Annotated in this window: 11 protein-coding genes and 3 pseudogenes; 5 read left to right on the top strand and 9 right to left on the bottom strand. The window is 37.3% G+C overall.

What is annotated here, in order from left to right; translation table 11 throughout:
• Positions 1-40 precede the first annotated feature (40 nt).
• From Q5W13_RS12390 to rlmB, 4 genes are all read left to right on the top strand, one after another.
• The gene (locus Q5W13_RS12390; protein WP_304443201.1) at positions 41-961 is read left to right on the top strand and encodes a TonB-dependent receptor plug domain-containing protein; all 921 of its coding nucleotides are present in this window, start codon (positions 41-43) and stop codon (positions 959-961) included.
• Between the two features lie 2 nt (positions 962-963).
• Complete coding sequence (locus tag Q5W13_RS12385) at positions 964-2,976, top strand: TonB-dependent receptor domain-containing protein (RefSeq protein WP_304443200.1); 2,013 nt, start codon at positions 964-966, stop codon at positions 2,974-2,976.
• 11 nt (positions 2,977-2,987) lie between these two features.
• Positions 2,988-4,517 (top strand): SusD/RagB family nutrient-binding outer membrane lipoprotein, encoded by a 1,530-nt coding sequence (locus tag Q5W13_RS12380; protein ID WP_304443199.1) that lies wholly within the window; start codon positions 2,988-2,990, stop codon positions 4,515-4,517.
• A 71-nt stretch (positions 4,518-4,588) separates the two neighbouring features.
• Complete coding sequence (gene rlmB / locus Q5W13_RS12375) at positions 4,589-5,335, top strand: 23S rRNA (guanosine(2251)-2'-O)-methyltransferase RlmB (protein WP_155594702.1); 747 nt, start codon at positions 4,589-4,591, stop codon at positions 5,333-5,335.
• A gap of 32 nt (positions 5,336-5,367) precedes the next feature.
• Here rlmB and Q5W13_RS25050 read toward each other — a convergent pair whose 3' ends face one another.
• Both Q5W13_RS25050 and Q5W13_RS25045 read right to left on the bottom strand, forming a co-directional pair.
• A complete protein-coding gene (locus tag Q5W13_RS25050; RefSeq protein WP_368662556.1) occupies positions 5,368-5,733 on the bottom strand; it encodes a rhomboid family intramembrane serine protease in 366 nt (121 codons plus the stop codon).
• 52 nt (positions 5,734-5,785) lie between these two features.
• Positions 5,786-6,109, bottom strand: a complete 324-nt coding sequence (locus Q5W13_RS25045; protein WP_368662242.1) for a hypothetical protein — start codon at positions 6,107-6,109, stop codon at positions 5,786-5,788.
• Between the two features lie 146 nt (positions 6,110-6,255).
• Between Q5W13_RS25045 and Q5W13_RS12365 the strand changes: the two are divergent.
• Positions 6,256-7,534: pseudogene (locus tag Q5W13_RS12365) on the top strand (replication-associated recombination protein A).
• On the opposite strand, the gene Q5W13_RS12360 reads toward Q5W13_RS12365, so the two are convergent.
• The 7 genes and pseudogenes from Q5W13_RS12360 to Q5W13_RS12330 all read right to left on the bottom strand — a co-directional run bounded on the left by Q5W13_RS12360 (position 7,531) and on the right by Q5W13_RS12330 (position 14,760).
• Positions 7,531-8,385, bottom strand: coding sequence for a hypothetical protein (locus Q5W13_RS12360; RefSeq protein WP_304443198.1), 855 nt, complete (start codon positions 8,383-8,385; stop codon positions 7,531-7,533). The pseudogene Q5W13_RS12365 and the gene Q5W13_RS12360 overlap by 4 nt on opposite strands.
• 114 nt (positions 8,386-8,499) lie before the next feature.
• Entirely contained in the window at positions 8,500-9,930 is a 1,431-nt protein-coding gene (locus Q5W13_RS12355) for a DUF5723 family protein (protein ID WP_304443197.1), read from the bottom strand.
• Positions 9,927-10,445: a hypothetical protein gene (locus Q5W13_RS12350; RefSeq protein ID WP_304443196.1), complete on the bottom strand. Its 519-nt coding sequence runs from the start codon at positions 10,443-10,445 to the stop codon at positions 9,927-9,929. Before Q5W13_RS12350 ends, Q5W13_RS12355 begins: the two co-directional genes overlap by 4 nt.
• An 89-nt stretch (positions 10,446-10,534) precedes the next feature.
• Positions 10,535-11,224 (bottom strand): YjjG family noncanonical pyrimidine nucleotidase, encoded by a 690-nt coding sequence (locus Q5W13_RS12345; protein ID WP_304443195.1) that lies wholly within the window; start codon positions 11,222-11,224, stop codon positions 10,535-10,537.
• Positions 11,217-12,511, bottom strand: a pseudogene (locus Q5W13_RS12340) (polysaccharide deacetylase family protein). Before Q5W13_RS12340 ends, Q5W13_RS12345 begins: the two are co-directional and overlap by 8 nt.
• A 79-nt stretch (positions 12,512-12,590) precedes the next feature.
• Positions 12,591-13,289 carry a RadC family protein gene (gene radC / locus Q5W13_RS12335; RefSeq protein WP_155594710.1) on the bottom strand — a complete coding sequence of 233 codons (699 nt, stop codon included), beginning with the start codon at positions 13,287-13,289 and terminating at the stop codon, positions 12,591-12,593.
• Positions 13,290-13,400: 111 nt separating this feature from the next.
• A pseudogene (locus tag Q5W13_RS12330) lies at positions 13,401-14,760 on the bottom strand (UDP-N-acetylmuramate--L-alanine ligase).
• Positions 14,761-14,764: the final 4 nt, after the last annotated feature.

Genomic DNA, 14,764 nt, shown 5'->3' with positions numbered 1-14,764 from the left:
AACCCGAGCCGTTGGAGCTTCCAACACAATCAACCTTCAAATGTCAGAGGATGCTCAGGCATTGGAAGAGGTAGTAGTAACTGCATTAGGTGTTGAAAGAGACGCTAAATCATTGTCTTATTCTGCCCCTAAAGTAAGTTCAGAAGATTTAAGCACAGCTCAAAACAACAATGCTATTTCAGCATTATCAGGTAAGGTTGCTGGACTTAAAGTTAATTCTCCTTCAGGTAACTTAGGAGGTTCACAACGAATTTTAATTCGTGGTGCTAATTCTGTTACTGGCGAGAACCAACCTTTATTCGTTATTGATGGTATCCCAATGGACAACTCTGGTTTCAACACTACAGACGCCCAAAGAGGTGGTGGTGGTGTAGATTACGGTAGTACCATTAACGATATTGACCCAAATAGTATTGCAAGTGTAACTGTCTTAAAAGGTGCAGCAGCAGCGCTATATGGATCACGAGCCTCCAATGGGGTGGTATTAATAACTACTAAAACAGGTAAATCTTCCAAAAAACTTGGTATTTCCGTAAACACCTCTGTAACATTTTCAGATGTAGCAATTTTACCAGATTTACAAAGACAATATGGTGGAGGTGCTATTATTTCTGATGCCGATGGTGGCAGAAATGGATTCGAAGTTGCCAATATCAATGGGACAGATTACCTAATTCCACAATATGCAGTGGATGAAAGCTGGGGACCTAAGTATGACCCAAGCATTCAGTACCTTGCATGGAACGCTTACGATCAAGAAAGCTTCCCTAATGACTATTTAAAAACTCGTTCTTGGGTTGCTCCTGACAATGATGTAGAGAGCTTTTTTAACACAGGTATAACTACCAACAACAACCTCACCATATCAAGCGGAGGGGATAAAGGAAGTTCTCTGATGTCTGTTGGTAATGAAAAATCTACAGGTACTGTTATGGAACCGAAATTAACAAGCATTTTTTAAGATTGAATCTTAATCAAAAGCTTTCTGACAAGGTTACATTTGTTGGTACTATGAATTATGTTCATACTGATGGAATCAGACCAGTAATAGGTTACGATGGAAACAGTGTTACGCAAAAATTCTTCCAATGGGGTCAGCGTCAGTTAGACTACGATATTCTAAAGGATTACAAGAACGAAGACGGAAGTCAGAGAACTTGGAACAGGTCTGCTTACAACGACGCAACTCCTAAATATTCTGACAACCCTTACTGGACGGCATATGACAACAACCCAACTGATACGCGTAACAGAGTATATGGTTCTGCAAGTTTCAACTACCAAATAACAGAAGCTTTTGGTGTTAAATTAAGTGCTTATGGAGATACGTATAACTTTAAAAATACCGAAAAGATCTCAATAGGTTCTCAATCTCAATCAATGTACACTGAAAGAGCTTATGACTTTAAAGAGTATAACTACGAATTTGTAGCTAACTACAATAAAGACATTACAGATTATTTCAACTTAAAAGCTCTTGCGGGTATTAACCAAAGAGACTATCAGCTAGATTATAGAAAGAACGAAACAACTGGTGGACTTACTTTACCGGGTATCTTTAACATCAATAATGGAAAAGGACCTTTAGACCAAGATACGTACACAGACTTTAAAAAAGTAAATAGTGTATTTGCCAGTTTGAACCTAGGTTTAGCGAATCAAGTATTTATAGATTTAACTGCTCGTAACGATTGGTCTTCTACACTACCTGATGACAACAATTCATATTTTTACCCATCAGCTTCTTTAGCTTGGGTATTTAGTGAAATAATCCCGGATACGAGTTGGTTTAACTACGGAAAACTTCGCGCCAACTGGGCTGAAGTAGGTAATGACGCAGATCCTTACAAAGTAATTAGCACTTTAACGTTAGATACTCCATTTAATGGGGAAGGCCGTGTAACCGTGCCTAATACTTTATTAAATGCTGAGCTCAAAAATGAAACCACTAGAACATGGGAATTAGGTGCTGAACTAAGTTTTCTTAAAAATAGAGTTAACTTGGATGTAACTTACTACAACAATTCCACTATTGATCAGATTATACCTGTTGATCTTTCTTATGGTACTGGTTATGGAGCGCAATGGATTAACGCTGGTGAAATGACCAATAAAGGTATTGAAGTTCAAATAGGTTTAAAACCAATTAAAACAGAAAATTTCTCTTGGGAAATAGATGTTAATTATGCCAAAAATGAGAACGAATTAGTATCACTTAGGGAAGGGCTTGAATCTATTAATCTAACAAGTGCTCCTTTTCAAGTTCAATTATTAGCCACTGTTGGGCAGCCTTATGGAACCATAATGGGAAGTGATTTTATATATGATGATGCTGGAAACAAAGTTATTGATGCTGGTACTGGTATGTATGCTGCTACACAAGATTTAGTTCCATTAGGATCAGTTCAACCAGATTATACTGCAGGTATAAGAAATAGTCTTAACTACAAGAACATAGACCTTACCTTTTTAGTTGAAATGAGCAAAGGCGGTCAATATTTCTCAACTTCACACATGTGGGGAATGTATTCAGGTATGTTAGAGGAAACGGCTGCTAACAACATTCGGGAAGACGGTATTGTTCTTAATGGTGTAACCGGAACCATTACCTATGATGATAACGGTAATTATACAGTGACTGACACTGCAGAAAATACAACCAATATTTCTGGACAAGATTACGGAAACATGCATTACGGTGGATTCGGAACTCCAGATGCACAAAACGTTTTTGATTCAGACTTTTTCAAATTACGTGAACTTGCCTTAGGATATACGTTCAAAAACGATTTCTTGAAAATATTTGATTCTGCTAGAATCAGTGTTTTTGGAAGGAATATGTTCACTTGGGGGTTAGATTATGACGGTATAGACCCAGAAACCGTATCAACGGGATCAGGAAACATTCAAGGTTTAGAAGGTGGTTTACAACCCTCTACTAGATCATATGGTATGAACCTTAAATTATCATTCTAAAAAAATTGACAATGAAAAAATATAATTTAGCAATTTTAGCAGCTTCAACTCTGCTGTTTGTAGTCGGTTGTGATACCGATTATATAAATGATCCGGACAGTCCGGCATCTGCTCCATCTTCACAGGTATTCAGTAATGCACAATTTGATTTGGCATTTGAATTGAATGATCAGTGGGTTGCTGGTAGAGGTACTTTACAAATTAGCCAGTACTGGAATTCTGCAGATTATACAGATGAAAGTAGATATGCCCTACGAACAAGTATGGTAGATGATATGTGGGAAGAACCATATAGAATTCTTAGCGATTTAAAAAAAGTTATTGATTTGAATACAGATTCAGAATCTGCGCCTTTAATGCTACAATATGGATCTAATAGTGATCAGATTTCTATCGCAAGAATCTTGATGGCCTACACTTTTTCTAAATTAGTAGATACATTTGGAGATGTTCCTTACTGGAGTTATGGACAAATAGATAATCCAGATTTTCAAGCTTTACGCTTGGAAGAAGGTGTTGCCAGTCCTGGTTACACAGATGCAGCCACAATCTATGAAGACATGTTATCTGAGTTAGCTGAAGCGGCAAATACAATTGATGCTTCTGGAACCACAATGCCAACAGGAGATAATATTTATGGTGGAGATAATGCCAAATGGATAAAATTTGCACATTCTCTTCGCTTAAGGCTGGCATCTCATATTTTAGATGTGAATCCAACATTAGCTAATGCGGTTTTTGCTCAATCTGACGCTTCTGCATTCACGTCAAATGATGACAACGCTTTATTTATGTTTGGAACTACTGATATTGTAGGCGGACCATGGCATGATGCGTTCACAGTTAGTGCTCGTCGCGATTTTGGACCTTCACTTTCCTTTACTGACTTATTGTACAATAGAGTTGGGCCATTTACTGGAGCAGGAATGGAAGATCCTAGAATTGAGTCTTTCTTTGACAAATACGTAAGTCCAGCTCCTGAATCTATTGTAGCTGATGAAGTTTACGGAATTCCTTATGGATTTGGAAATTCTGTTGCTCGTGCAGTTACAAATGAAGGTGTGCCAGATGCTGAAATCATTAAACCTGATTTTTCTCAACCCATTTTAACTTATGCTGAAATAGAATTTATCAGATCAGAATTCAATGGATGGGATCAAGCTACTTATGAAAGTGGTGTAACTGCCTCTATGATGTACTGGGGTATTGACGCAGCCGCTATTACGGCTTATGTGGCAACATTACCTGCAGCTTCAGAGGAAACAGTTTTAACTCAACAGTATATAGGTTTATATATGGATGGTCTGGAAGCGTGGAATTTATATAGAAGAACTGGTTTTCCAAATACTTTAACCGTACCTTATGATACTTTTGGAGATGCTACGTTTACAACTTTAGTTCCTGGTTTAGATGCTATACCAAGTAGGGTTACATATCCTCAAAACGAGCAATTGCTTAACAGAACCAATTGGGATGCAGCACGTAGTGCTTTAACCGATGGAGATGCTATGACTTCCAAAATTTTCTGGGACGTAGACTAACATCATATCTTATTAAATATTAGAAGAAAACCACCTCAATTGAGGTGGTTTTTTTATTTACCTTTGCGCACATGGACAAAACAACTCAGATTTACGGTATACGCGCGGTCATAGAAGCTATAAATGCTAATGAACCTATAGACAAGGTGTTTGTCCAAAAAGGTCTTAAAGGTGATTTATCACGTGAGTTAGAAGGATTGATCCGTAAAAATGGAATCAACTCTTCTTATGTGCCTATTGAAAAGTTGAACCGGTTGACACAAAGCAACCACCAAGGTGTTGTTGCTAACATATCCCCTATTACTTTTTACGAACTTGAAGAGCTTGTTGAATCTGTCATTGCAGATAAGAAAGCTCCTTTATTCTTATTATTGGATCAACTTTCAGATGTTCGTAATTTTGGGGCTATCATAAGAACTGCAGAATGTACCGGAGTTGATGGTATCATTATTCAGAAAAAAGGTGCTGCTCCCGTAACTGCAGATACTATTAAAACTTCTGCCGGTGCCGCTTTTAAAGTACCTATTGCGAAAGTTGACCACATTAAAGATGCCGTTTATTACTTACAGGCAAGTGGCATAAGCGTAGTTGGTGCTACCGAGAAAACGGAAACATCTGTTTATGATGTTAATTTTACAGGTCCTTCAGCTATAATAATGGGATCTGAAGATCGGGGTATCTCCCCCTCTACCTTAAAGGCCGCGGACCATCTTGCTAAGTTGCCTTTATTGGGTGAAATTGAGTCTTTGAATGTTTCTGTTGCTTGTGCCGTATTCTTATATGAAGCCGTAAGACAAAGAACTTCAGCTAAATCTTAATTCAAAGCAGTTTCAAAAAGTGTAGTCCACTCTTATTCTAAAGAACCACTCTCTTTATTTTCTTTGAAGTGGTACGTAATTCGAACTGATTCTTCGGGAATGACTTCTTCGGGCGGTAATTCTATAAAATTTCCATTTTCATCAAACTGTCTCAGAAACGCATCTGCTTCTTCATCATAATCATCTTCTTCCCACGCATATTTTCTTATGGGCGGCACTTCCGTTCTCAACACAAATGCTAGCATAAGACCTGCTAAGAAACCTCCCAAATGCCCTTCCCAAGAAATTCCATCTTCAACCGGAAAAATATACCATAACATACTACCGTAGATAAAAACTACAATTAAAGATAAAGCTACTAACCTATAGTGCTTGGTAAAAATTCCTTTAAAAAATATAAAGCTTGCTAAAAGGTAAATAACACCACTGACACCGATATGATAGGAAGGTCTACCTATTGACAGTAAACAAACCGGAAATTAAAACGCCAATAAAAAGTACCCGTAGCGCAATACTTCTATAAAAATAAAACAACGAGGCAGTCAAAATGGCCAATGGAATAGTGTTATTATAGAGATGTTCTAACGAACCATGAATAAACGGACTAAAAGCAATGCCTTTTAAGCCCGAAATTCGCTGTGGGTATATGCCATAGTCATTTAGGTTGATTTTGAAGCGCAATTCAACCCAAAACACCGTCCAAATAGTAATTACTGCCAACAAAGGGGCAATAATGACACTATTGGTAAATTTAAAATAGGTGTTTTCAGACATAGATTCTAAAATTAGCAATAAGTTGGCCAACTCTTACCGGACTGCTAAATAGTCACGTATTGAAGACAAGCACCCAACTTGTAAAAAAGCACGTTTGCCTTTCTATATGAAACAATCTTCTGCCAACTTTATTATACTTTTGCACTATGAACGAACCTTTAGCTGAACGCATTCGCCCTAAAACCTTAGAGGACTATATTAGCCAGAACCATTTGGTGGGTAAAGAAGGCTCTTTAACAAACCAAATCAAAAGAGGCATTATCCCTTCACTGATTCTCTGGGGACCTCCTGGAACGGGTAAAACCACTTTGGCCAATATCATCGCAACAGAAAGTCAGCGCCCTTTCTACGTGCTGAGCGCAATTAATAGCGGAGTTAAAGATATTCGTGAAGTAATAGAGAAGGCAAAGAAAAGTGGAGGTCTATTCACAGCAAAAAACCCAATTTTATTTATTGATGAGATACATCGTTTTAGCAAATCACAACAAGATTCGCTCTTAGCAGCTGTAGAGAAAGGCTGGGTTACATTGATTGGAGCTACTACTGAAAACCCAAGTTTTGAAGTCATTCCAGCACTCCTATCGCGTTGTCAAGTTTATATTTTGAATGCCTTTGGGAAAGATGACTTAGAAAATCTTATTAAAAGGGCTATTAAAGAGGATAAATACCTTCAGTCAAAAAAAATAGATTTAAAAGAGACCGAGGCTCTTATGCGACTCTCTGGTGGTGATGGACGAAAATTGCTGAATATTTTTGAGCTCGTGGTAAATTCCGAACCTGGCGATACTATAGTAATTACTGATAAGCTCGTTATGAGCAAGGTTCAAAAAAATACGGTACTCTATGATAAAACGGGGGAACAACACTATGATATTGTTTCTGCTTTTATAAAATCTATTCGTGGAAGTGATCCTAATGGTGCCGTTTATTGGCTGGCTAGAATGATTGAAGGTGGGGAAGACATAAAATTCATTGCCAGAAGGCTTCTTATTTCAGCTTCTGAAGATATTGGCCTTGCCAACCCTACTGCTTTGGTTATTGCCAATAATGCTTTTCAGGCGGTTACCACAATAGGATATCCCGAAGCGAGTATAATTCTCAGTCAGTGTGCAGTATACCTTGGCGACATCTCCAAAAAGTAACGCCAGTTATATGGCGATTAAAAAGGCACAGCAGAAAGTTAGAGAAACCGGAGACCTATCCGTACCGCTGCCCTTGCGAAACGCACCTACCAAATTAATGAAAGATTTAGGGTATGGAGCGGAATACCAATATGCTCATGATTACGACAACAACTTCGTAAATGCAGAGTTTCTTCCTGATGAAATATCGGGAACACCATTCTATCAACCCGGAAATAACTCCCGCGAAAATGCGATTAAAGATTTTTTAAAGAATAGATGGAAAGGTAAGTATGACCATTAAAACTTAACGGTCAATTCTTCTGTTTTCAGTTTTCCGTCAACATATTGCTCAAAAAACCATTTTCCTCCTTGCTCATAAACTACTCCATTTTCACTATCGCCTTCGGCTATAAAGTAATTTGGCAAAGAAGTCTTGAATATTTTTAATTGAATTTTTGGCGTACTATCTACCAACTGAAATCCGTTTGGAATTTCCTGTGCGTAAAGTGCACCCTTAGCAGATTTCTCTGCACTAATTACCACGCTAGATGCAGATGGAACAGCAGGTGGCGCTTGAACAGAACTTTTTAAGTTAGAGGGTTTAGGTCTATTATCCTTATAACTTTGATTTTCTCTTGTAGCTTCTTGCTGAACCATAGGCTGTTTATTTTTTGGCTCGTAAGACTCTGCCTTTTCTTCTATCTGCTTTACATCGTTTTGCATGCTTACGGTTACGGGCTCAGTTTTATCCGCCTTACCATTATAACTATAGCTAACAGTATTTAATGACTTAAAGGCATTTCTTAAAGCTTCTCCGTATGCGGACTTATAGTCCTTTTCCTTACTCTTGCCTATAGCAGTTGCATAAACTTCTTCTCCTTTACAATTCTCTAGAACAACGCCTGTTTTAGTAGAGAACATTGACGAATCATCTATGAGATTTGCCGTTAACCCTAAACATCTATTATTGTTTAACTCGCTAGGTAATTCATCTTCATAAACCGTTTGAAACCCTTCTTCAGTAAATAAATACTTTACCAAAGTACTGGTCTGATATTGGTTAACCTTTTTGAAGCCGTCAAACTTCTTAGGAATAATAATGTATTTGTAGTCGTTAAGTTGTTCTTGGGCCATACCAATTAGGCTTACCATGAAAAAACAGGTTAGGAATATATGCTTCACAATCTTTGTATTTAAAATTTGTAAATAGGAAGATGAAAAAAGCGTGCCAAACCTTGAAGTTGTTCGTTAATTGACACTACTATATCATTTCTTGCCCCAAGATATGATATTTAATCCTAACTGAAAAGAAGCATAATTACTATCTGCTAAATTGCCATAGGATAACAAATTATCGGCCATAGCATAAATATTTACAGGTCCTGCTTGTAGGGAAAGTCCAAGACCTATATTAGAATAAGAAAACTTATCTATGGTATATGTTGTTTTAATACTCATAAAATTACCAAAGCGCCTTTGATAGAAACCGCTTAAAGCCACTTGCGGACCTCTAGGTCTATTTATAACATATAACTGCCCGCCAACACTGTTCACGTACTTGGCTCGCGCTCGGTTGCTTGAAGCATTTACACCACAAGCACAATTTGCTCTATTATCTACATGCTCTCCAAAATTATAACGCAAAGAACCATATAATTTTGTGGGTCTAAAGGCTATGTAACTATCGGCATTGTCTTCGAATGGGACAAAGTCTTCAATATCATCAACAAGGTCCTGCCAAAAATCTGCATCAGGATCTGCAGCGGCATCTGGCAAAATAATCTCTATTCCCTCTATGGTTTCTTTTCCATTTAAAGTGTAATTTTTTATATCCTTTGAATGGTATATAAAGCCTAAGTCCAAAAGACTACCTGTAAAAACGAGCTGATCACTTAGCTGATATGTAAACCCTAAATCAACTCCTACACCTAGGTTTCCTCCAAAAAATGCTCTTTTTGTAACGGTGCTTCCAAGCGTTCCATCATCTGCAGCATCTTTTAATCCGTTTAGTCCTGAAGTACGCAACTGCATATCCGCTTCAATAGTACTGGAGTAGATATTGTTTACACCTTCTTTAGTAATAAAAGTACCTTGGTTTTTTGTTGAATTGAAATCAAAAATGCTAGAGTAGATTTTTCCTCTTACTCCTACAGTGAGTTCATTATCTATTTTTTTATTCAGACCAATGTGAAATACGTTCATCATTTCGCCTCTTGTTTTAAGGTGACCTAAATCAAAAGGTTGATTAAGCTTATCCGCATTACCATCAAAAGCCAAAATGGCATAATCTTGAAACCAATAACCAATGGCATCTCCTTCAATATACATTCCTCCAGTATAGAAGTTATCAGGGTTTTTACCTCGAAAGCCAAAATTCAGAAGTTCAATTTGAAATGTACCACTTAGTTCATCGCGCGCATTCATGCCATAAATAGCGCGATCTCTTATTTTATCGTTAATATCTAGTCCATCATTGGCAAAAATATCATTAACAGAAAGTCCACTAGAACCCGCTTGAAGTGACATCCCTGATAATAATGGAACTCCGGCATACCACTGAAAATCCGTATCAACACCCGGATTAATCATTGCCGATTGAGGAATCTCAACAAAATCATATAGTAACTGCTTGTTCTGTCCGAACATAGCAAAGCATGTCCAAAAAAGGACTATAGAAAGTATTTTAGGGGCTCTCATTGAATAATTTCCAATCTAAATTTTCCACTGGACTTTAAGATAACCTTAGGCTCTGCCAAAGTTGAAGTACTTTGAGTTCCACTTACATTAGTAGCCTCTACGCGTATACTTGAAGTATTTTTAATAATGTCTATACTACGGCCTGAATTACCGTAAGCAATATCTATTTGCTGCATTTCCATTGGAGCAGGCGCTACAGGAATAATTACTGTATCAAGGACATTGCCGTCTACATCCAACAATTCTATGGAAACACTTAATTCTGATTCGGTAGTATTCTCTACTATATAGGTGATAGTTCCATCAAGAACACGTTTTGCAAAAACGTCCGAACTAAAAGCATCAAAATTAAACTCCTGGTTAATTACATTGGCCTGCGTTGAAGCGTTTACCAAGGATTCCGGGGCTTCTACATAAAGAATGCTCGCTTCAATTGTTGGTGTGACTCCAATCTCATCAAATTGATTAAAATCCTGATCCTCAATACACGAAAAAAGTGTGAGGCAGGATAACATGCAAAGAATAGTGTATCTAAAAAATCTTATCATGGTAAAACCAAACACCGGCCTTCATTGGCGCAATTGTGGTGCTACCTATTATAACTCTATAAAAACGATTTTATTTCGTGCAAATCATCAATGATTTGACAAAAATCGTGTTTTGGTCCCTGATGTGCATTAAAGTGCAGGGCGTGGTAGCCTGCGGCTTGTGCTCCTAAAATATCGGCTTCAAGATTATCTCCTATCATTAGCGATGTTTCGGGCCTTGCATTTGCCCTATTTAGAGCCAAATTAAAAATAATAGGATCAGGTTTTTTAACACCTGCCATTTCCGAATCTATGATTTGGTCAAAATAGCCATGAATGTTAGAATTTTTCAATTTTTTTCCTTGAACTTCTTGAAATCCGTTGGTAATAATATGAAGCTTATAGTTTGGTTTTAAGTAGTCTAAAATAGAAATAGCATTAGGAAACAAATGATTGAAAGAGGACAAATGGGTAATATAATCTTCCGACAGATTATTAATATTTTCATCGGAAACCTGATATTTTAAGTCATCAAAAACCGACTTCAAACGCTCATACCTTAGTGCTTCTTTGTTTATCTTTCCCTCTCTAAACAACTTCCAAAAGGCAAAATTTGCAGGAATATAAACTTCTAGAAAATCTGGAAGAGCGACCTCTATATTATTATCCTGAAAAATTTTCTCAAAAGTAAGTGCAGAGTTCTTTTCAAAATCCCAAAGGGTATGGTCCAAATCAAAAAAAACATCGGTAACTATATCCTTAAACATGGCATTGCTTTAATACGGTTTCGTAAAATTTTTTCCAATCTATCTTTTCTTCTCCACCCAAAAGTTCATTAGAAAAACTGATACAAACTCGCCGTTTACAGCTTTTACCTCATCACAAATATTACGAACCTTACTCATAATAGCAACATCATTCTCGCTATTTAAAAAACCATAATCATGAAAAGCAAACGAATGTATCCTAATGGGTTGTTGCACTTCTAGATTAATATCATAAAAATAAAAAGGGGTACAAGTACTGGCCCTAAAACCAATTTCATGGGTATAGCCCATTGTATAATCATCTACAAACTCCGCTTCCACCAAATTCCTGTAAGTATGTGGTAAGTCTACCCTGTTGTACCGTAAACGGGAACAATTTATGGGCTTATTGATAACACCTGTCAACTTTTTCTTTTCTTTCTTTAACAGGTCAATATCATTGAAAGAACTGTAAGATGCAGCTAAAGCCACCTTACCATAATCCGCAATAGATTTTATAAGGAAGCGAAATTTATTATTATCCGGAGAAACATTCTTATCAAAAGTAGAATAGTCTGCAAACTGAAAAAAGAATATGCCTTTTACCCCATATTTCTTATGTAAATCAACCAACATTGTAAAGTTATCGTAGGGATCTTCTTGTGAGTTGAACCATACTTTAAAACGCTGTGCTACTCTTTTGAGTTTTAATGAACCTAAGTCATAAAAGAAACCAGCAACACTCCTAATGATACCCCTATGTGCAAAGCAATGAGACGTAGTAACATCTATGGCAGAAACATAACGGTACTTCTTTGGTTTATACTCCAGTTCTGGAAATTTAAGCTTTAATTCATCTAAAAGTCTGTATGCCCATATATCTACTACGGGAGACCTTAAAAATTTATTTTTATAAGCTATACTGTCTTTAACAGGAAAACGCTCGTGAATATCTTTTACATGGGGCAGGTATTCTTCATACCTACTCAACAAATAAAAACTTGCCGAAAAAATATCAAAAGGGAGGTTACTGCGTTCGCCTGCACTAAAAAAGCACGGAACGCCTTCCCAATCGCGGACGGTTATCTGTAAGTCGTTTATTCCTTGCTCAAAAAGAAGATCATTACTACGAATAAAAAACTCGTTCTGTAAGGGCTGTTTGGTATACGTAACCTTAGCGCCAGAGTGTTTAATAAAATCCTCTACCTTAGTTGTAAACGAAATTTCAATACCCAATATACGCGTAAAGACTTGCTTCATGGTATACCTGAAACGTGGTGTAATCTTATGGGTATAAATGAGTAACATAATCTGCTAAAAATTCAAGTTTCAACTAGTAATTGGCAACCTATCTTTTGTGATGCCCGGAATACTCCAGACTACAAAGTTAAAGAATACCTTCATCAGCAAAACTATAATAATCATTTTGGGTAATTATCAAATGATCCAAAACTTTTATATCAAGTGCCGCAGCGGCCCTTTTTAATTTCTGTGTCACCTTACGATCTTCCTCACTTGGTCTTAATGTTCCAGATGGGTGATTATGCGATAAGATTAGCCCTACCGCACCATGTTCCAGTGCTTGGCGCATTACAATCCGGACATCTACCAAAGTACCTGTAAGGCCGCCTTTACTTAACTGTGCACTGTATAGAACTTTATTTGCATTACTGAGATACAAAATCCAGAATTCTTCGTGTTGCAACTCTCCAATACGAGGTTGCAACAAATCAAAAGCATCTTTACTACTACTGATTTTACTTATTTTCTGAGCTTCCTCTCCTCTCCTTCTTCTGCCCATTTCCAAAGCGGCCGCTATAGTTACTGCTTTTGCTTCCCCAATACCCTTAAAGGTCATTAGTTGTTTAATGGAAAGCTTACCTAGTTCATTAAGGTTGTTATTGGCCGAAGCCAAAATTCGCTTACCCAGTTCAACAGCGCTTTCATCTCTGCTACCTGATCCAATTAAAATTGCAATCAATTCGGCATCCGATAAAACGGACCGCCCTTTATGAACTAATTTTTCTCTGGGCTTGTCATCATCCGACCAATTTTTAATTGAGAATGAGGCTGGTTTTTCATGCATTTGATAAATATAGCAAACTCTAATTCCTTGTGAGCCCTACCACCGATGAAATGGACAAACCACTCGCCAAGAGCCATTTGTCTAAAAACCTAACCTCAGCCAAAAATTACATTATGAAGAAAACTTCTCTTTCAATTTAATTAAATCTAAACCGCCATAATTACCGGAACTCATTAAAAGCAATACGGAGTTATCATAATCTTGACTAAAGACAAAATCTTTAAAAGTCTGGGCATTGGTGTAAATCTTAAGGTCCTTACGTTCAAAAGCTTCCGAAATTTGTTCGGGCGTAACTTCCTTTAATTTTTTAATGGCAACAGACTCTGGCAAATAGAAAATTACCGCTTCGTCCGCAGCATCCAATGCTCCTTTGTATTCCTTTAAAAATTCAGGATTAAAACTACTGTAGGTATGTAGTTCCAAACATGCGATTAGTTTACGGTTCGCATATTGCTCTTTAACCGCTTTGGTGGTCGCAGCCACTTTACTAGGTGAGTGTGCAAAATCTTTTATACGCTACGGAAGTTTTTCCTTCTGCAATTTTCTCTAGTCGCTTTGAGGCTCCTGAAAATGTGGCAATAGCTTCATAGAAATCGTCTTCATCTACACCCATGTTCTGGCATATCCATTTAGCTCCTGCTAAATTGCTCAAATTATGTTTCCCAAAAACTTCAATAGGCATAGGACCTTCTGGAGTTTCTAAAAGTGTAGTACCGTCTTCAATTGTATATTCTGGTGTTGTATAAGGAAGTTTACGAATGGCATTTTCCGAAGCTTCAACTACCTTTTTAACTTCCGGGTCTTCTTCGTTATACGTAATGCTTCCTCCTTTAACAATGCTATCCACAAAGATCTGGAACTGCTCAACATAAAACTCAAATGTTGGAAATACATTAATATGATCCCAAGCTATTCCGCTTAAAAGAGCAATATTAGGTTTATACAAGTGAAATTTTGGTCTACGATCTATTGGAGAAGAGAGATACTCATCTCCTTCTAAAATCATAAAATCATTATCCTCGGTCAGATGTACCATGCGTTCAAAACCTTCTAGCTGGGCGCCCACCATAAAATCTACTTCCTTATCATGATAGTTCAATACATGAAGAATCATAGAGGTAATCGTAGTTTTTCCATGACTACCACCTATAACCACACGGGTCTTATCTTTTGCGTGCTCATATAGAAACTCTGGGTAGGAATATATTTTTATACCTAGCTCTTGGGCCTTTAGCAATTCAGGATTATCTGCTTTTGCGTGCATACCAAGAATTACAGCATCTAAACTTTCATTTATCTTTTCTGGATACCAGCCAAAACTTTCTGGTAGAAGTCCTTTTTTCTCTAACCTAGATTTAGAAGGCTCAAAAATAACATCGTCACTCCCTGTTACGACATCACCTTTATGTGCTAAGGCTAAAGCTAAGTTGTGCATGGCACTACCACCAATTGCAATAAAATGAATCTGCATAAAC

It is taken from the genome of Zobellia laminariae (assembly GCF_030553095.1).
Classification (GTDB): domain Bacteria; phylum Bacteroidota; class Bacteroidia; order Flavobacteriales; family Flavobacteriaceae; genus Zobellia; species Zobellia laminariae.
This window is presented reverse-complemented; position numbering and strand designations above follow the sequence as displayed.